General features: G+C 73.8%; 16 protein-coding genes and 1 pseudogene. 7 read left to right on the forward strand and 10 right to left on the reverse strand.

The features are described from left to right. The first annotated feature begins 29 nt into the window (after nt 1-29). The 3 genes from ACWCPN_RS26190 (at nt 30) to ACWCPN_RS26200 (ending at nt 3,187) form a co-directional block, all read left to right on the forward strand. Nucleotides 30-1,253, forward strand: a complete 1,224-nt coding sequence (locus ACWCPN_RS26190) for a serine hydrolase domain-containing protein (protein ID WP_451210689.1) — start codon at nt 30-32, stop codon at nt 1,251-1,253. Nucleotides 1,254-1,626: 373 nt separating this feature from the next. Then, nucleotides 1,627-2,256 carry an RNA polymerase sigma factor gene (locus tag ACWCPN_RS26195; protein WP_451210692.1) on the forward strand — a complete coding sequence of 210 codons (630 nt, stop codon included), beginning with the start codon at nt 1,627-1,629 and terminating at the stop codon, nt 2,254-2,256. Then, the gene (locus tag ACWCPN_RS26200; RefSeq protein WP_451210695.1) at nt 2,249-3,187 is read left to right on the forward strand and encodes a CU044_5270 family protein; all 939 of its coding nucleotides are present in this window, start codon (nt 2,249-2,251) and stop codon (nt 3,185-3,187) included. Before ACWCPN_RS26195 ends, ACWCPN_RS26200 begins: the two co-directional genes overlap by 8 nt. A 73-nt stretch (nt 3,188-3,260) precedes the next feature. On the opposite strand, the gene ribA is transcribed toward ACWCPN_RS26200, so the two are convergent. After that, nucleotides 3,261-3,920 carry a GTP cyclohydrolase II gene (ribA, locus tag ACWCPN_RS26205; protein ID WP_451210698.1) on the reverse strand — a complete coding sequence of 220 codons (660 nt, stop codon included), beginning with the start codon at nt 3,918-3,920 and terminating at the stop codon, nt 3,261-3,263. Nucleotides 3,921-3,957: 37 nt separating this feature from the next. Here ribA and ACWCPN_RS26210 point away from each other — a divergent pair, with 37 nt between their 5' ends. Continuing rightward, entirely contained in the window at nt 3,958-4,734 is a 777-nt protein-coding gene (locus ACWCPN_RS26210; protein ID WP_451210700.1) for a creatininase family protein, read from the forward strand. A 53-nt stretch (nt 4,735-4,787) separates the two neighbouring features. Here the strand turns inward: ACWCPN_RS26210 and ACWCPN_RS26215 are convergent. The 5 genes and pseudogenes from ACWCPN_RS26215 to ACWCPN_RS26235 all read right to left on the reverse strand — a co-directional run. Next, nucleotides 4,788-5,861: pseudogene (locus ACWCPN_RS26215) on the reverse strand (lysylphosphatidylglycerol synthase transmembrane domain-containing protein); the annotation flags it as partial. Further along, complete coding sequence (locus ACWCPN_RS26220) at nt 5,858-6,805, reverse strand: methyltransferase domain-containing protein (RefSeq protein ID WP_451211030.1); 948 nt, start codon at nt 6,803-6,805, stop codon at nt 5,858-5,860. The pseudogene ACWCPN_RS26215 and the gene ACWCPN_RS26220, both read right to left, overlap by 4 nt. An 86-nt stretch (nt 6,806-6,891) precedes the next feature. Then, nucleotides 6,892-8,088, reverse strand: coding sequence for a glycosyltransferase family 4 protein (locus ACWCPN_RS26225; RefSeq protein ID WP_451211033.1), 1,197 nt, complete (start codon nt 8,086-8,088; stop codon nt 6,892-6,894). Nucleotides 8,089-8,183: 95 nt separating this feature from the next. Beyond that, nucleotides 8,184-8,582: a 6-pyruvoyl trahydropterin synthase family protein gene (locus ACWCPN_RS26230; RefSeq protein ID WP_199212747.1), complete on the reverse strand. Its 399-nt coding sequence runs from the start codon at nt 8,580-8,582 to the stop codon at nt 8,184-8,186. 113 nt (nt 8,583-8,695) lie between these two features. After that, nucleotides 8,696-9,709, reverse strand: coding sequence for a dehydrogenase (locus ACWCPN_RS26235; protein ID WP_451210703.1), 1,014 nt, complete (start codon nt 9,707-9,709; stop codon nt 8,696-8,698). Nucleotides 9,710-9,816: 107 nt separating this feature from the next. On the opposite strand from ACWCPN_RS26235, the gene ACWCPN_RS26240 reads away from it, so the two are divergent. Continuing rightward, entirely contained in the window at nt 9,817-10,632 is an 816-nt protein-coding gene (locus ACWCPN_RS26240; protein ID WP_451210706.1) for a CDP-alcohol phosphatidyltransferase family protein, read from the forward strand. Nucleotides 10,633-10,673: 41 nt separating this feature from the next. On the opposite strand, the gene ACWCPN_RS26245 is transcribed toward ACWCPN_RS26240, so the two are convergent. Further along, complete coding sequence (locus tag ACWCPN_RS26245; protein WP_451210709.1) at nt 10,674-11,357, reverse strand: ABC transporter ATP-binding protein; 684 nt, start codon at nt 11,355-11,357, stop codon at nt 10,674-10,676. Further along, nucleotides 11,354-12,442, reverse strand: a complete 1,089-nt coding sequence (locus ACWCPN_RS26250; RefSeq protein WP_451210712.1) for an ABC transporter permease — start codon at nt 12,440-12,442, stop codon at nt 11,354-11,356. The genes ACWCPN_RS26245 and ACWCPN_RS26250 overlap by 4 nt, the downstream gene beginning before the upstream one ends. Before the next feature lie 184 nt (nt 12,443-12,626). Here ACWCPN_RS26250 and ACWCPN_RS26255 point away from each other — a divergent pair, with 184 nt between their 5' ends. Together ACWCPN_RS26255 and ACWCPN_RS26260 are read left to right on the forward strand one after the other, a co-directional pair. After that, nucleotides 12,627-13,910: a sensor histidine kinase gene (locus tag ACWCPN_RS26255; protein WP_451210715.1), complete on the forward strand. Its 1,284-nt coding sequence runs from the start codon at nt 12,627-12,629 to the stop codon at nt 13,908-13,910. Nucleotides 13,911-14,146: 236 nt separating this feature from the next. After that, nucleotides 14,147-14,782, forward strand: a complete 636-nt coding sequence (locus ACWCPN_RS26260) for a response regulator (protein ID WP_451210718.1) — start codon at nt 14,147-14,149, stop codon at nt 14,780-14,782. An 11-nt stretch (nt 14,783-14,793) separates the two neighbouring features. On the opposite strand, the gene ACWCPN_RS26265 is transcribed toward ACWCPN_RS26260, so the two are convergent. After that, entirely contained in the window at nt 14,794-15,522 is a 729-nt protein-coding gene (locus tag ACWCPN_RS26265) for a YcnI family protein (RefSeq protein WP_451211035.1), read from the reverse strand. 67 nt (nt 15,523-15,589) lie between these two features. Continuing rightward, nucleotides 15,590-16,198, reverse strand: a complete 609-nt coding sequence (locus ACWCPN_RS26270; RefSeq protein WP_451210721.1) for a hypothetical protein — start codon at nt 16,196-16,198, stop codon at nt 15,590-15,592. Nucleotides 16,199-16,220: the final 22 nt, after the last annotated feature.

Genomic DNA, 16,220 nt, shown 5'->3' on the forward strand with positions numbered 1-16,220 from the left:
CGCGGGTACGACGCGACCGGAGGAGAGCGATGGCAGAGCTGCGGCAGGAAGCCGACCCGGGTGAGGCCGGACTGGACCCGAAGGCGCTCGACCGCCTGGACCGGCACTTCGCCCGCCTCGTCGACGACGGGCGGCTGCCCGGCTACCTGGTCTCCGTGGCCCGCGGCGGCCGCGTCGCCCACCTCACCGCCTACGGTCACCGGGACCGCGCGGCCGGGCTGCCGGTCGGGACGGACACCCTGTGGCGGATCTACTCCATGACCAAGCCGGTCACCGCCGTCGCGGTGCTGCTGCTGGTGGAGGAGGGCCGCCTCTGCCTGGACGACCCGCTCGAACGGCACCTGCCCGCGTTCGCCGCCCCGCGGGTGTACGAGGGCGGCTCGGGCACGGACCTGCGCACCCGCCCGGCCCGCGGCCCGATCCTGATCCGGCATCTGCTCACCCACACGGCGGGCCTGACCTTCGGCTTCTACCACAAGCACCCCGTCGACGCGCTGTACCGCGAGGCGGGCCTGGAGTACTCGGTCCCGCCGGGCAAGGATCTCGCCGAGACCGTCGAGGTGTACGCGCGCATGCCGTTGCAGTTCGAGCCGGGCACGCGGTGGAACTACTCCGTCGCCTCCAATGTGCTGGGCAGGGTGATCGAAGTGGTCTCGGGCCAACCGCTGGACGAGTTCTTCGCCGAGCGGATCCTCGGCCCGCTCGGCATGACGGACACCGGGTTCCACATCACGGACGAACAGGCCGACCGGCTCGCCGAGTTGTACGGCGAGACGGAGGACGGCGGCATCACCCCGGTCCCGGGGCTGCCGGTACGGGGCCGGCCGCTGTTCCTGTCCGGCAGCGGCGGCCTGGTCGCGTCCGCCGGGGACTTCCACCGGTTCATGGAGATGCTGCGGCGGGGCGGCGAGCTGGACGGCACCCGCCTGCTGTCCCCCGGGTCGGTCGCCCTGATGACCCGCAACCAACTGCCCGGCGGCGCCCAGCTCGACTCCTTCGGCGCCCCCGTCCACCAGGAGCGCCACAACGCGGGGCTCGGCTTCGGCTTCAACGTCTCCGTCGTCGTCGACCCGACCCGCACCCTCGCCCCCACGAGCCCGGGTACCTGCGGCTGGACCGGCGTAGCCACCACCGCCTTCTGGATCGCCCCCGCCCACGACCTGACCGTCCAGTTCATGACCCAGGTCCGCCCGAAGAACCTGAAGGTCTTCCCGGACCTGCGCCGCCTGGTGCACGAATCCCTCGTGGTCTGACCCCCCGGCTACCTGCCGGGCTGGTGCGGAAACCTCCTGCTCACCTCTGGCGACGTGCGCGCCGCACTGCCGCGTGTCGAACGCGCCCTGTCGTTCGGCCCGGCGGAGCGGGCCGCCGCCCAGGGTCGGGACTGGCTCGGCCACAGCCCCGGAGACGAGTCCGTGCTGGACGGTCCGCTCCGCATGTGGCGTCTCGCCGCGGACCCCGGGACGGGCCTGGGCGGTGGCTCCTGCGTCATCTGCCGACCCGCGCCCGCAATTATGTGACGCACATCACTCGACTGTCTGGAACTCGTAGCCGCGCAGCGGCGAACAGCAGGTGACCACACGACCCCGAGACCCGAGGACGCGACATGAATCGCAGAGGTGGAACGTGACCCTGCTGCCCGCCCCGGATGTGGCGGCGGACGCGAGCGGGGCCTCCGACGGCTCGGTCATCGAGCGGTCCTGGGAGACGCCCGACACGTTCGCCGTGATCTTCGACCGCCACGCCGACGACATCCACCGCTACATCGCCCGGCGCCTGGGCTCCGACACCGCCGACGACCTGATGGCGGAGACCTTCGTGATCGCCTTCCAGCGCCGGCGGCGTTACGACGTGTCCCATCCGCACGCCCGGCCCTGGCTGTACGGGATCGCCACCAACCTGATCGGCCGTCACCGCAGGGACGAGGCACGCCGGCTGCGGGCACTGTCCCGGATGGCGTCGCTGTCGGAGGGGCGGGAGGAGCAGGCCGGCCCGGAGGACGGGGTCACCAACTCCGCGGAGGCGCACGGCGTGCTGGCCGGCGCCCTCGCCGAACTGCCCGCCCGTTACCGGGACGTGCTGCTGGTCGTCGCCTGGGGCGAGCTCGACTACGCGGAGGCCGCGCAGGCGCTGGGCCTGCCCGTCGGCACGGTGCGCTCCCGCCTCCACCGGGCCCGCACCAGGCTGCGCCGGGCACTGGGCGCCCCGGAGGCCACCACCTCGACCGCACCTGAGAAGGGAACCGATCATGGATGAACTGACCACGGTGCGCGCGTGGGACGCCGGGCGGCCGGGACCGTCCGAGGAGGCCCGCACCGCCGCCCGGGCCCGCCTGGAGGCCGCCATGACACGGGAGTCGGAGGGCACCGCGCCCCGTGCGGGCCGGCTGAGCCGGCGGATCGTGCTCCGCACCGCGTTCGCCGGCCTGACGGCGGCGGCCGCGGGCGCCGTGGTCGTGGCACTCGACGACGAGGGCGACCGCGCGCCGCGGCTGGAAGCGGTCAGCGCGGCGGAGGTGCTGCGCCGGGCCGCCGACAGATCGCGCGCCGCGGGCAGCCACCTCCCCGTGCCGCGCGACGACCAGTACTTCTACACCCGTACCTACATCACCCAGGTGCCGGTGAAGGGCGGGCCCACCAGGACGTGGACCGACGAGAGCTGGATGTCGGTGGACGGCTCGAAGCCGTCCCTGCGCCAGGAGCACGGAAAGGTCCACCACGACCCTCCGCTCGGCAAGCACGAGGTGAGGTGGCCTCCGACGGTCTACTCCAAGCTGCAGAAGATGCCGACGGACCCCGACGAGCTGCTGGCCATGTTCCGGGGCAACGCGGGCGCGCCCGCCGACGATGTGATGGCCTTCTTCGAGGGCTGCATGCTGCTGATGGGGCCGCGTGTCATGCCCCCCGGCCTGCAGGCCGGGACCTTCGAGGCGCTGTCGAAGCTTCCCCACATCAAGCTCGACTACCACGACGCCGACGTCGCCGGCCGCGAGGCCGTCGGAGTCTCGCACCCGAAGGCGTCGTTCACCTTCCTCTTCGACCGCAGGACCTACGACTATCTGGGCCTGCGCACCGAGGGGAGTTCGCCGAAGAAGATCCACGGCGAGTGGAAGCAGGTCAACTACTACTACGAGACCAGGACTCTGAAGGACATCCAGGTGGTCGACCGCATCGGACAGCACAGCTGACGGGCGCGAGTGGGACCGGGCCGGGGGCGGGGCGGGCGGCCGGCGACGCCCGCCCCGCCCCCGGCCCGGCCGCTCAGGACCCGTGGGCGACGGCGTCCAGATGGGGCAGGACGTGGTCCAGGCGCTCGCGCTTGGTCCGCAGGTAGGTGATGTTGCTCTCGCACGGCTCGATCAGCAGCGGCACCTGCTCGGCGACCTGGATGCCGTGCCGTACCAGCGCCTCCCGCTTGCGCGGGTTGTTGGACATCAGCCGGACCGACCGCACCCCGAGGTCGTGCAGGATCCCGGCGGCGACACCGTAGTCGCGGGCGTCGACCGGCAGGCCGAGCGCCAGGTTCGCCTCGACCGTGTCCAGGCCCTCCGCCTGCAGGGCCATCGCGCGCAGCTTGGCCAGCAGGCCGATGCCCCGGCCCTCGTGTCCCCTCAAATAGACGACGATGCCGCTGCCTTCGGCGACCACCGCGCGCAGGGCCGAGGCCAGCTGGTCGCCGCACTCGCAGTGACGGGAGCCGAACGCGTCCCCGGTCAGGCACTCCGAGTGCAGCCGGGTCAGCACGCTCTCGGTCCCGATCTCCCCGTACACGAGGGCGACTTGTTCGTCACCGCGGTCGTGGTCCAGGTAGCCGATCGCCTGGAACTGCCCGTACACGGTGGGCAGCGGCGCGCTGACGACGCGTTCCGCGCCCGAGCGCCGCGAGGACTTCTCGCCGAGGACACCGAGGTTTTCTGTCATGATCTGATTCCTAAGCAGAGACGAAGGGCCGGGAAAGATGAGTGGTTCGGGCGCGCGGACGGCCGGCGTCGGGGTGGTACCGGCGGACACTACGGAAGACGTACGGATGCGGGGGGCGGGCGTTTCAACACAGGTCGCCGTCCTTCCCGTCGGCAGCTTCGAACAGCATGGCCCCTTCCTTCCGCTGGCGACCGACACGCTCGTCGCCTGTGCCGTGGCCCGGGAGATCGCCGGCGCGTATCCGGTGCACCTCCTTCCGCCCGTGACGATCGGCTGTTCGCACGAGCACGCGGACTGGCCGGGGACCGTCAGCATCTCCGCGGTGACCCTGCACGCGGTGGTCCGGGACATCGCGGACTCGCTGCGCCGATCGGGTGTCGAGGCGCTGGTCGTGGTGAACGGCCACGGCGGCAACTACGTGCTGGGCAACGTCGTCCAGGAGGCCTCCGCGCGCGGGGAGCGGATGGCGCTGTTCCCGGCCGCCGAGGACTGGGAGGCGGCGCGGGAGCGGTCCGGTGTGCTCACCTCCCTGCTCACCGACATGCACGCGGGCGAGATCGAGACGTCCATTCTGCTGCACGCTCACCCCGAATTCGTCCGCCCTGGTTACGAGTCCGCCGATTTCACCGCTGACGACCGTCGTCATCTCCTCACCGTGGGAATGTCCGCCTACACCGAATCGGGTGTCATCGGCCGCCCTTCGCTGGGTTCGGCGGAGAAGGGGAAGGAACTGCTGGCCGGCCTGGTGGACTCGTTCGGCGCCCTCTTCGACCTGCTCACCTCGGACTCCGGCCCGGTAGCGGCGCGGGGGTAGCCGCGCAGCCCGGTGTACCAGCGGGCGACGAGCACGGCGGCTCCGGGCAGGCTCGCGACGAAGCTCAGCACCCCGTACACCACGGCGACGGCCACCCCGCTGCTCGCGCCGAGCCCGGCGGCGCCGAACGCCCAGGCGGTGACGCCCTCGCGGGGGCCGAAACCACCGACGTTCAGCGGAAGCCCCATGGCGACCAGGGCGAGCACCGCGATGGGCAGCAGCACCGGCACGGACGCGGCCGACCCGGCGATCCGGGCGGCCACGACGAACATCGCGACGTGCCCGGCCAGTACGACGGCGGAGGACAGCGCGACCCCGGGTCCGGCCTCGCGCGACAGCAGCCCCCGGCGGGCCTCACCGAGCGCTGAACGCAGGGCGCCGCCGCGGCGGGAGGGTGCGCGGTTCAGCCGGACGGCGAGTACGACGGCGAGCGCACCCACCAGGGCCGGCGCCACCGGAGCCGCGAGCCCGCGCACCTCGTCCCTCACCGGCGACGGCAGGGCCACCAGCACCACCACGCCGAACACGGCCAGCGCGACCTGACCGGCGACCCGTTCGAGCACGACCGCCTTCACCCCGCGCCGGATGTCTCCGGCGCTCTGCCCGTGCCGGACCGCCCGGTGCACATCGCCCAGCACCCCGCCGGGCAGGGCCGCGTTGAGGAACAGCGCCCGGTAGTAGTCGGCGACCGCCGGCCCGAACGGCAGCCGGATGCGCAGGCCCCGGGCCACCAACTGCCAGCGCCACGCGCTGAACACCGTGGTGACCAGCCCGATGCCCAGGGCCAGCAGCAGCGACGCCGAGTCGATCCGCCGCAGCCCGTCGAGGAGCACACCCGTGCCGAGCCGCCACAGCAGCCCGGCGACGATGGCCACGCCGGCGACCGTGCCCAAGTGGGTGCGGACGACACGGGAGTCGAGCCCGCGGAACAGGCGGTGGGGGGCTTCGCGCCGGGCGGTCCCGGGCGCGGACGTCTCCGCCGGCGCCGTCGCCTCGCTCACCGCGTGAGCCGTGGTGCCACCTCGCACGCCCCTGATCCGCGCATGCGGGATCACCCGTGCCAGGCGGGGTTTCGCCGCCCTCCCCCGGCGCGGCCGCGCGCCGGTCTCCACCGCCTGTCCGCTCATGACGACGCCCCGCCCACCGGCTCGGGCAGCGCGAGCAGATCGCTGTGGTGGACCACGACGTTCAACTCACCGGCCTCGCAGGCGGCCAGCCGCTCACGCAGATAGCGCTCGGCTCGCTCGGACAGCTCGGGCCGCTCCTCGACGGCCGCGCCCACCCAGCCCCGCAGCCACTGCGCGGTCAGCGCGGACTCCTCCGGCCCGAGCCGCCACGGGCTCGGATGCACCCGTACGGTCGCCCCGCGCTCGGTGAACGCCTCGCAGGCCACCGTGACCGCGTCCGGGCCGAGCAGCCCGTCGCGCCGCTGGTGGGCGTTGAACGCCTCGGCGATCTCGGCGTCCAGCGGGTCCGGCGGGGTGAGTTCGACCCGGCCCGCGACGGACAGGGTGAGCAGCGCCGGGCAGCCCGCGTCGACGCAGGCGGCGGCGAGGGTCTCGACCTCCTCGCGGGTGAGGACGTCCAGCAGCGCGGAAGCGGTCACCAGCGCGGCCCCGTTCAGCGCGTCCGGGGTCAGCCGGGCGACGTCGCCGCGCCGGGTCTCGACGGTGACCCGGCTGCCGTCGGCGGCGGCGCGCGGAGAACCCGCGGCGGCGAAGTGCAGCAGGTACGGGTCGCGGTCGTGCAGGACCCAGTGCTGGGGGCCGTCCAGCCGCGGCGCGAGCCAGCGGCCCATCGAACCCGTGCCGCAGCCCAGGTCGTGGACGGCCGATCCGCCCGCCCCGCCGGGCCGTTCGGCCAGCCCGATCCGCAGCGTGTCCAGCGGCTCGGTGGCCCGCGCCGCCGCGTCGGCCGGTTCCCGCAGCCGCAGCCACTCGGGGGCGTACCGGGGCGGTTCCTGCGGCTCGCCGTCCCGCAGCCGTACGGTGGCCCGTTCGCCGGGGCCGGTGACGGGACCGGCACCGGCGATCACACCGGCCGGGTCGCTCTCGTGTGCACCGGCACCCATCGCGGCCTCCTCGCCGTCCGGCACGAACTCGGCTCCGCCGGGGCCCGGTTGGGCCGGGATGCCCCCGGCCACCGTCCGTGTGTCCGTCATGCCGCCCTCCTCGGTGCCTCGGGGAGCCGGCCGAGGACGCCGGCCAGGCTGCGGGCGGTGGTCGCCCAGCCGTCGAGTGCCGCGCGGCGGCCGCGGGCCGCGGCCTTGAGCCGGCGGCGTACATCGGGTTCCCCGAACCAGCCGCGCAATTCGGCGGCGAGCGCCGCCGGGTCCTCCGGGGGGACGAGGATGCCTGGGACACCGCCGTCGGGGGCGCGGCCGACCGCCTCGGACACTCCGCCGACGTCGGTCGCCAGCACCGGGATTCCCCGGGCGAGCGCCTCGGTGACGGCCATGCCGTAGGTCTCCGCGTACGAGGTGAGGACCATCAGGTCGGCCGACGCGTACGCCGCGTCGAGTTCGGCGCCGGCCCGGGGCCCGGCGAGCAGCAGCCGGTCGTCGAGGCCGCGTTCGCGGATCAGACCGCGCAACCGGTCGACGTACTCCGGGTCCTGGGTGAGCCCGCCGACGCACACGCAGCTCCACGGCAGGTCGGTCACGGCGGCCAGCGCCTCGACCAGCCGGTGCTGGCCCTTGCGCGGGGTGACGGCGGCGACGCAGAGCAGCCGGGAGACGCCGTCGGTGCCCGGTGCGAGGGGCGCGATGTCGGCGCCGGGCGCCGCGACATGCACCCGCTGCGGGTCGAGGCCGTGGTGGGAGACGATCCGGCGGACGGCCCAGTCGCTGGTGGCGATCACCGCGCCCGCCGCCCGCAGCACCACGCGCTCGCGGGCGTCCAGGGCGGCGGCCACGGCCGGGTCCAGGCCGGTCTCGTCGCCGAGCGGCAGATGCACCAGCACCGCGAGCCGCAGCCGCTCCGCCTCGGGGACGACGATCTCCGGCACGCCGCAGGCGACCAGGCCGTCGAGCAGGACGACCGTGTCGTCCGGGAGTTCCCGCAGCGTGCGGGCGAGCACGTCGCGGTCGGCGCGGCCGGGGCGCGGCCAGCTGCCGGGCACGGCGTGCCGCACGGCCTGCCAGCCGAAGCCCGGCAGGTCCAGGCAGACCCGGCGGTCGTAGGCGTTGCCGCCGCTCGGCGCGGCCGGGTCGTCGACACCGCCCGGCATGACGAAGTGCACGGTGCGCAGGGACATGGGGATGATCCCGACGTTCTCGAGGGCGGTGGGCTGCGCGGGCACGTAGGTGAGCCGCGCCTTCTGCGTGGTCTCCGCGGGCGTCCCGGTGGCTTTCACCGTCGCCCCGGCGGCCTTCCCGGGCGCCCCGGCGGTGTTCGCGGGCGCCCCGATGGTTTTCGCGGGCGCCCCGCCGGCTTTCACGGTCGTCTCCGTCACAGGGCACGCTCGTAACTCGCCCAGGCGATGTGCGATTCGTGCAGGGTGACGGTGAGTCCCGCCAGGCCCCTGGCCCCTTCGCCGAGGGCGCCCTCGTGGACGCGGTCGGCGAGCCGGTCGGCGATGACCTTGGCCAGGAACTCGGTGGACGTGTTGATTCCGGCGAACTCCGGCTCGTTGTCGAGGTTGCGGTAGTTCAGCTCGGCGACGACGGCGCCCAGCTCCTGGGTGGCCAGGCCGATGTCGACGACGATGTTGTCATCGTCCAGCTGTTCGCGGCGGAACGTGGCGTCCACCAGGAACGTGGCGCCGTGCAGGCGCTGTGCGGGCCCGAACACCTCGCCGCGGAAGCTGTGGGCGATCATGATGTGATCGCGGACGGTGATGCTGAACAACGGACGACCCTCCAGGTGCGGCGCGTCTGATGCCCCCGGCGGTCACCTGCCGGGGGATTGCCGTGTAGTACGGCTTCTCGCTTCCCCGTGTTCAGCCTCCTCTCACTCTTTTCTCAGGTCAGGCCGCTGCTGCCGGTCCGGGCCGGCCCGCTGCCGGGATAGGTGATGCGGTGGCACAGGGCCGGTATCTCACCGGAGGTGAGCCTGGGCATCAGCTCCGGGAGTTCCTCGAAGGAGCTCTCGCCGGTGATGAGGGCGTCCAGGGCCGGGTCGGCGAGCAGGTCGAGGGCGAGCGCCAGCCGTTCGGCGTAGCCCCGGCCGGCGCGGGCGGCCGGGGAGACGGTGCCGACCTGGCTGCTGCGCACGGTGAGCCGGCGGGAGTGGAAGGCCTCGCCGAGCGGCAGGCTGACGCGCCGGTCGCCGTACCAGCTGAGTTCGACGACCGTGCCCTCGGGGGCGAGGAGTTCCAGGGCACGGGCGAGGCCCTGTTCGGTGGCGCTGGCGTGCACCACGAGGTCGCACCCGCCGAGCGCGCTGCCGGGGGTGGCGAAGTCGACGCCGAGCGCCTCGGCGGTCTCGGCGCGGGCCGGGTCGGCGTCGACGAGCTGCAGCCGTACGCCGGGGAAGCGGGCGAGCAGCGCGGCGACCGAGCAGCCGACCATGCCGCCGCCGACCACCGCGATCCGGTCGCCGATCAGGGGCGACGCGTCCCACAGTGCGTTCACGGCGGTCTCCACGGTCCCGGCGAGCACGGCACGCTCGGCGGGCACCCGGTCGGGCACCACGGTCACGGCGTTCACCGGAACGACGTAACGGGACTGATGCGGATACAGACAGAAGACCGTACGGCCGATCAGCTCTCGCGGACCCTCCTCGACGACGCCGACGTTCAGGTAGCCGTACTTCACCGGCGCGGGGAAGTCGCCCTCCTGGAACGGCGCCCGCATCACGGCGTGTTGGGAGTCGGGCACGCCGCCGCGGAAGACCAGCGTCTCCGTGCCGCGGCTCACTCCGGAGTAGAGCGTGCGGACCAGGACCTCGCCCTCGCCCGGCTCCGCGAGGGTGACGTCGCGCAGCTCACCGGCCCCCGGGGAGCTCAGCCAGAACGCGCGGGCCGACCGGTTCATCGGCATCCTCCTGAACGATCGGGAAGTTGTTCACGTACCGAGATGTGCACAGGCCGCGCACAGTACGCGGCGTTGATCGACTCTGTCACTCGGCCGGAGGGTGTGCGGTGGCCCTGAACAACACGTATGACGCGAGGCTCCAGCAGGAGACCGCTGTCGGAGCGGGCGTACAGCTCCTGCTGCTCGCCCTGCTCGGGTCGGCGATCGGCATGGGGCCGGCCGGCTGGCTGACGGGGCTGGTCTTCGCGTTCGCCACCTGGGCGGTCCTGTCCCGCGCCCTGCACCGCTCCCGGCTCAGCTCGTTCGGCCCGGCCAACCGGGTGACCCTTGGCCGCGCCACCCTGGTGGGCGGGGTGACCGCGCTGGTCGCGGACTCCTTCGAGAGCGCACCGCCGGTGACGCTGCTGGTCGGTCTGACCGCCGTGGCGCTGCTGCTGGACGGCGTCGACGGCAAGGTGGCCCGCCGCACCGGCACCTCCACCGCGCTGGGCGCCCGCTTCGACATGGAGGTCGACGCGTTCCTGATCCTGGTGCTGAGCGTTTACGTGGCGACGCAGCAGGGGCCCTGGGTACTGCTGATCGGCGGCATGCGGTACGCGTTCGTGGCGGCGGCCCGCGTCGCCCCGTGGCTGAACGCGTCGCTGCCGCCGTCCTTCGCCCGCAAGACGGTCGCCGCCCTCCAGGGCATATGCCTGCTGCTGGCCGGCGCGGAGTTGCTGCCGCATCCGGTGAACCTGGCCATCGTGGCGCTGTCACTGGGCTCGCTGGTGTGGTCGTTCGGCCGGGACGTGCTGTGGCTGTGGCGCGGCTCCCGTGCGGACGGCGGGCGGACGGCCCGCGAGGGGGCGGTCGCCGAGGAGGCGGCCGGCCAGGGAGCGGTCGGCGAGCCGCTGGTGCGGGAGCTGGAGCTGGCCACGCGCTGAGGGCGCCGTGGACACCGGCACGCCTCCGCCGTCTCGTACCGTCAGCCGGTCGGTGCGGGGCGGCGGAGGCGTCCGTCGTGGACCTCGGCGATCCGGTCGGCGGCGGTCAGGTGGTTGCGGTCGTGGGTGACCAGGACGGTGGCGGTGGCCCGCTGCCGGGTGAGCCGGGTGATCAGCCCGATGACCGCGGCACCGCGTTCGTGGTCGAGGGCGCTGGTGGGTTCGTCGACCAGCAGGACGGTGGGGTCGTTCATCAGGGCGCGCGCGATGTTGACGCGCTGGCGCTGGCCGCCGGAGAGCTGGTGGGGCCGGCGATGGGCCCGGTCCGCGAGGCCCACCGCGTCGAGGAGTTCGAGGGCACGCCCGCGGGCCCGGCCGGGGCTCCGGCCGTCGATCCGGGCCATGACCTGGAGCTGTTCGGCGGCGGTGAGGGAGGGCAGCAGGTTGGGCTGCTGGAAGACGATGCCGATCCGGTGACGGCGCAGCTCGGTCAGTTCGCCGCGGCTCAGTCCCGTGGTGGACGTGCCGTCGATGGTCACGGTTCCGGCGTCGGGCGTGATCAGGGTGGCGGCGACGGCCAGCAGGCTGGACTTGCCGGAGCCTGAGGGGCCGACGACCGCGGTGAGGCTGCCCCGGGGGACCTGCAGCGTGACCCGGTCGAGAGCGGTCAGCCGGGTCTCGCCGTCCGCGTAGGTGAGGGTGATGTCGGTCAGCTCGAGGCTCATCGGGCGCTCCCCAGGGCGGTCAGCGGGTCGACGGAGGTGATGCGGCGGATGGACAGGCCGGCACCGAGGCTGCCGAGCAGGACCATCACCGCGGCGGGCAGCAGTACCGTGCCCGGGCTGAGCAGGAACGGTACGTCCGAGCCGGCGACGAGGGCGCCGACGGCGGCGGCGATGCCGGTGCCGGCCGCGGTGCCGCCGACCAGCAGGACGACGGCCTGGCCCAGGGCGTCCCCGAGCAGGCTCGCGGTGGAGGCGCCGAGCGCCTTGAGGACGGCGACATCGCCGCTGCGCTGGATGGTCCACACGGTGAAGAAGGCCCCGATGACCAGCGCCGAGATGGCGAACAGGAAACCGCGCATGAGCTGCAGGGAGCCGTTCTCCGAGGTGTAGGAGCCGATCGCGGAGAGCGAGTCCTCGACGGAGACCGTCCTGGTGCCGGCCCGCCGGTCGGTGGCCGTGAGGTCGGCCCCCGCGGCGGTGCGCAGGGCGATGACGGTGGCGGTGGCGCCGTCCGCGGCGTCCGTGGGCGGCGCGGTCCGCCGCCAGGTGTCCAGGCTGGTCCAGATCACCGGGGTGTGGCTGAAGGAGGCGTCGCCCCGTACGGCGGCGACGGTCAGCCGGTGCCCGGCCAGGGTGAGGGAGCCGCCGGGGGCGAGACCGAGGTCGTCGGCGGCCGTGGTGGACAGCACCGCGGACCGGTCGTCGATCCGTCCGCCGTCCGGAGCGAGCGGGGAACCGGGCTCGACGCCGAACACGGAGACCGCGGTGCTCCGGCCCCCGGCGGTGACCCTGGTCGTGGTGATCCCCAGCGGTTCGGCACGCTCGACGCCGGGCGCCCCGGCCCACTGCCGCCACTGGCGTGCGGTGACGGTGGACTCGGAGTAGGACAGGCCCTGCCCGCCGGTGGGCGCCCGGAAGGCGATCCGGTCCGCCGGCAGCCCGGTGATCGCGGAGACGTTCTGCCTGCCGAGCCCGGCCGTCAGCCCGGACAGCAGACCGACCAGCAGGGTGATCAGCACGATGACGGTTCCCATCAGGGCGAAGCGCCCCTTGGCGAACCTCAGGTCTCTCCAGGCGACGAACACGGGGGTGGCCTGTCCTCTCAACGACGGAAGCGGTGGTCGAATCGGTACGCCCCCACCGTCGCCGACGGCCGCCCGGCCGGGCATCTGGCAAGGGACCCCACTTCACCGGCCGGAAAGACGGCATCCGGGTTGTAACTTTCGATGGAGGCCCCTCGGGGGTCCGCCTCCGTAGCCTGGACGCACTGTGAACTCCTCTCCCCCCGCCCCCGCCCCGATCCCGACCGGCCGGGTCCTGGCCTGGTGCCTGCACCTGCTGATCGCCGGCCTGCTCGCGCTGGCCGCCGGGCGGGCCCTGACCGACGGCGGGCCGCGTCCCGGGGCGACCGTCGCCGCCGCCGTCGCCTGCGGTCTGGTGTACGCGGCCGGCCCGCTGCTGCGCGGTGTACGCCGGTCACGGCGGTCGGCGACGGTGTGGCTGGCCTGCCTCGGCGCCGCCTGGCTGGTGCTGCTGGCCCTGTCCGCCGACGGTGTCTGGCTGGCCTTTCCGCTGTACTTCCTCCAGCTCCACCTGCTGCCGCGCCGGTCCGCCCTGGCAGCGGTCGTGGCGACCGCGCTGGCGGCGATCACCGCCTTCGCCGCCCACCAGCACGCCTTCAGCGTCGCGATGGTGATCGGCCCGGCGCTGGGCGCCGCCGTGGCCGTCGCGGTGGTGTGGGGGTACCAGGCGCTGTACCGGGAGAGCGAACAGCGCCGCCGGCTGATCGAGGAGCTGACGGCCACCCGCGCCGACCTGGCCCGGGCCCAGCACACGGCCGGCGTGCTCGCCGAGCGCGAACGACTGGCCCGCGAGATCCACGACACCCTCGCCCAGGGCCTGTCCAGCATCCAGCTCCTGCTGCGCGCCGCCGAGCGCGCCCTGCCGGAGCGGCCCGAGGCCGCCGCCCGCCATGTGGACCAGGCCCGGCAGGCGGCCGTGGACAACCTCGCCGAGGCCCGTCGCTTCGTCGCGGCCCTCACCCCGCCGGCCCTGGAGGGCACCACGCTGGCCGGCGCCCTGGAACGCCTGTGCGCCACGACCTCCGCCCGCCACCCCCTCACCGTCCGCTTCCACGTCACCGGCGCCCCGGCCCCCCTGCCCACCGCGCACGAGGTGGCCCTCCTGCGGATCACCCAGTCCGCACTGGCCAACACCGTCCGCCACGCCGGCGCCACCACCGCGGACGTCACCCTCACCCACCTGGACGACCACGTCTGCGTGGACATCGCCGACGACGGCACCGGCTTCGACCCCGACGCGCTGCCGTCCCCCGACCCGGGCGACGGAGGCTTCGGCCTCGCCGCGATGCGCGCCCGGATGGACGCCCTGGGCGGCACCCTCACCATCGGCTCGTCCCCGGGCCGGGGCACGTCCCTGTCAGCCCAGCTGCCTCTGAACCCACGCGCCCCGGGCGCGCACGCGCCCCAATCCGTCGAACCCGAGCGAACCGAACGAACCGAACGAACCGAACGACCCGAGGCCCACCCGTGACCGACAGCCCCAGGCCGGACTTGACCGGCGGCCCCAGCCCGGAAGTAGCCGGCCACCCACGGCCGGACACGGCCGACGGCTCCAAGCCGGACGTACCCAGCGACCGCAGCCCGGACGTGACCGGCGGTCCCAGCCCGGACGTGCCCCGCAACCACAGTCGGGAAGTCACCGGCAACCCTCGGCCGGCCGTACCCCGCGAACCCGGCCGAGACGTACCCGGCGGCCCCTCCCCCACCGTGTCCGGCAGCCCCATCCGTCTGCTGCTGGCCGACGACCACCCGGTGGTACGGGCGGGGCTGCGCGCCGTGCTGGAGACCGAGCCCGGCATCGTCGTGCGGGCGGAGGCCGCCACCGCCGAGGCCGCGGTCACCCGCGCCGCCGAGGGTGACATCGACGTGGTCCTGATGGACCTTCAGTTCGGCGCGGGCATGGGCGGCGCCGAGGCCACCGCCCTCATCACCGCCCGCCCCGGCGCGCCGCGGGTCCTGATCGTCACCACCTACGACTCCGACGCCGACACGCTGCCCGCCATCGAGGCGGGCGCCACCGGCTACCTCCTCAAGGACGCACACCCCGAGGAGCTGGCGGCGGCGGTACGCACGGCCGCCGCGGGCCGCACCGCGTTGGCCCCGACCGTCGCCGACCGCCTGATGAACCGCCTCCGCGCACCCGCCGTCGCCCTGACCCGGCGTGAGACGGAGGTCCTGACCCTGGTCGCGCAGGGCCTCTCCAACCAGGCGATCGGCCGGCGGCTCCACCTCACCGAGGGCACCGTCAAGTCCCATCTGGCCCGCACCTACACCAAACTCGGCGTCGACTCCCGCACGGCCGCCGTGGCCACGGCGACGGACCTGGGCCTGATCCGCCGCTGACCCGTGGCCGGCTAGGCGTCCGCCTTCGGGGACCGCCCCCGCACGAGGGCGAAGACGGCCGCGGCCAGCCCCAGCACCCCCACGACGAGTCCCCCGACACCGAGCCCCCGGGCGGTACCGTCGCTCCCGTCGGTCGCCGCCGTCCTCACGGTGTCGGAATCACCGCCCTTCGCCGCCGCAGGAGCGGGAGCCTCTTCTCCCCCCTCCGTCAGCTTGAGCGTGGGCGCCGGATTCTCGGCCTCCTCACCACCACTGGGCGCCTCGATCCACCGAACGACCTTGCCGTCGGAGTAGGTCTGCAACGTCTTGAACGTCAACTGACCCGTATTGTCCGGCAGTTCCCCGAAGGCGACGTCGAAGTCCTCGTACTCCCCCGCCCCGATCTTCCCGCCGGTCCAGGTGATCTGGGAGACGGCCTCGGTGATGGTGCCGTCATCGGTCTTCACCGGCGTCTTCAGCTTGGTGGTGGTCACCTTGGGGGTCCAGCCATCCTGCGGATGGACCATGACGCCGAGGACCGGGTGGTCGGTCGGCAGGAAGACCTGCACCTTGCTGGTGGAGGCGGCGTCCTCCTCATTGGGCACCCGGAAGGTCAGCACACCGTCGGTGGCTCCCTTCTCGTAGCTCTCCGGGTGGACAGTGACGTGCGCGGAAGCGGCGCCGGCGGCCGCGAGGACTGCGGTGGCGGTCAGAGCGGTGACGGCCGCGGCTCGACGCAGGACGACACGCGTCGCGGACATGTTCATGGACATGGGTGAGACGGACATGGCTGAGTGGATCTCCGTACGAGTGATGTGTGCCGGATGGTCAGACCGAGTACGAGATCGCAGAGGGAGGCCCCCGCCGGTGCACCGCATGCCGCAGCAGCAGGGTCAGGCGGAGCGAGTCGGGCCCGGCCGGGACGCGCACGGCAGGTCCGTACGGAAAGGGTGGCGAAACACCCCGCCACCACGCGACAAGCCCCGGCACCAGCCCGGCCGCCCGCCGCAGCAGCGACCACAGGGCGGCCTCGCCCCGCCGCAGCCACCAGGAGGCCAGGAGGGCGGCGAGAAGGTGGGCGGCCGTGGCGGAATCGGCCGTGGAGTGGGCGTGCGTCGCCGTCATGGTGTGACCGTGCATGGACGCCATGTGCATGACGTCCGTACTCCCGCCGGAGCCGTTGACCCGGTGAGCCGCGCCGAAGGCGAAGTGCAGCCCGGCCTGGGTGACCAGCATGGCCGCCCCGATCCCGGCCAGCGACCGCTCACGCCCACCGAGCGCCCAGCCGATGGCGAACACACTCAGAAAGACACCCGCGTCGGCCCACAGCGGAGGCATGTCCCCCACGGCCAGCCCGTGCCCGGCGGCGGCCAGCAGCACGCACACCGCGGCGAACACGGCGGCACGCAGACTCCTGACGGCCGCCGACGCGCTCATGGTGAGCGATCCTCCCATGGAA

The organism is Streptomyces sp. NPDC002386 (assembly GCF_053593175.1).

Excerpts from the sequence above, each read along its gene's own strand:
- ACWCPN_RS26190 (WP_451210689.1), top strand. The coding sequence starts at position 30 with ATGGCAGAGCTGCGGCAGGAAGCCGACCCGGGTGAGGCCGGACTGGAC.
- ACWCPN_RS26200 (WP_451210695.1), top strand. The coding sequence starts at position 2,249 with ATGGATGAACTGACCACGGTGCGCGCGTGGGACGCCGGGCGGCCGGGA.
- ribA (WP_451210698.1), bottom strand. The coding sequence starts at position 3,920 with ATGACAGAAAACCTCGGTGTCCTCGGCGAGAAGTCCTCGCGGCGCTCG.
- ACWCPN_RS26210 (WP_451210700.1), top strand. The coding sequence starts at position 3,958 with ATGAGTGGTTCGGGCGCGCGGACGGCCGGCGTCGGGGTGGTACCGGCG.
- ACWCPN_RS26220 (WP_451211030.1), bottom strand. The coding sequence starts at position 6,805 with ATGGGTGCCGGTGCACACGAGAGCGACCCGGCCGGTGTGATCGCCGGT.
- ACWCPN_RS26235 (WP_451210703.1), bottom strand. The coding sequence starts at position 9,709 with ATGAACCGGTCGGCCCGCGCGTTCTGGCTGAGCTCCCCGGGGGCCGGT.
- ACWCPN_RS26245 (WP_451210709.1), bottom strand. The coding sequence starts at position 11,357 with ATGAGCCTCGAGCTGACCGACATCACCCTCACCTACGCGGACGGCGAG.
- ACWCPN_RS26265 (WP_451211035.1), bottom strand. The coding sequence starts at position 15,522 with ATGTCCGCGACGCGTGTCGTCCTGCGTCGAGCCGCGGCCGTCACCGCT.
- ACWCPN_RS26270 (WP_451210721.1), bottom strand. The coding sequence starts at position 16,198 with ATGAGCGCGTCGGCGGCCGTCAGGAGTCTGCGTGCCGCCGTGTTCGCC.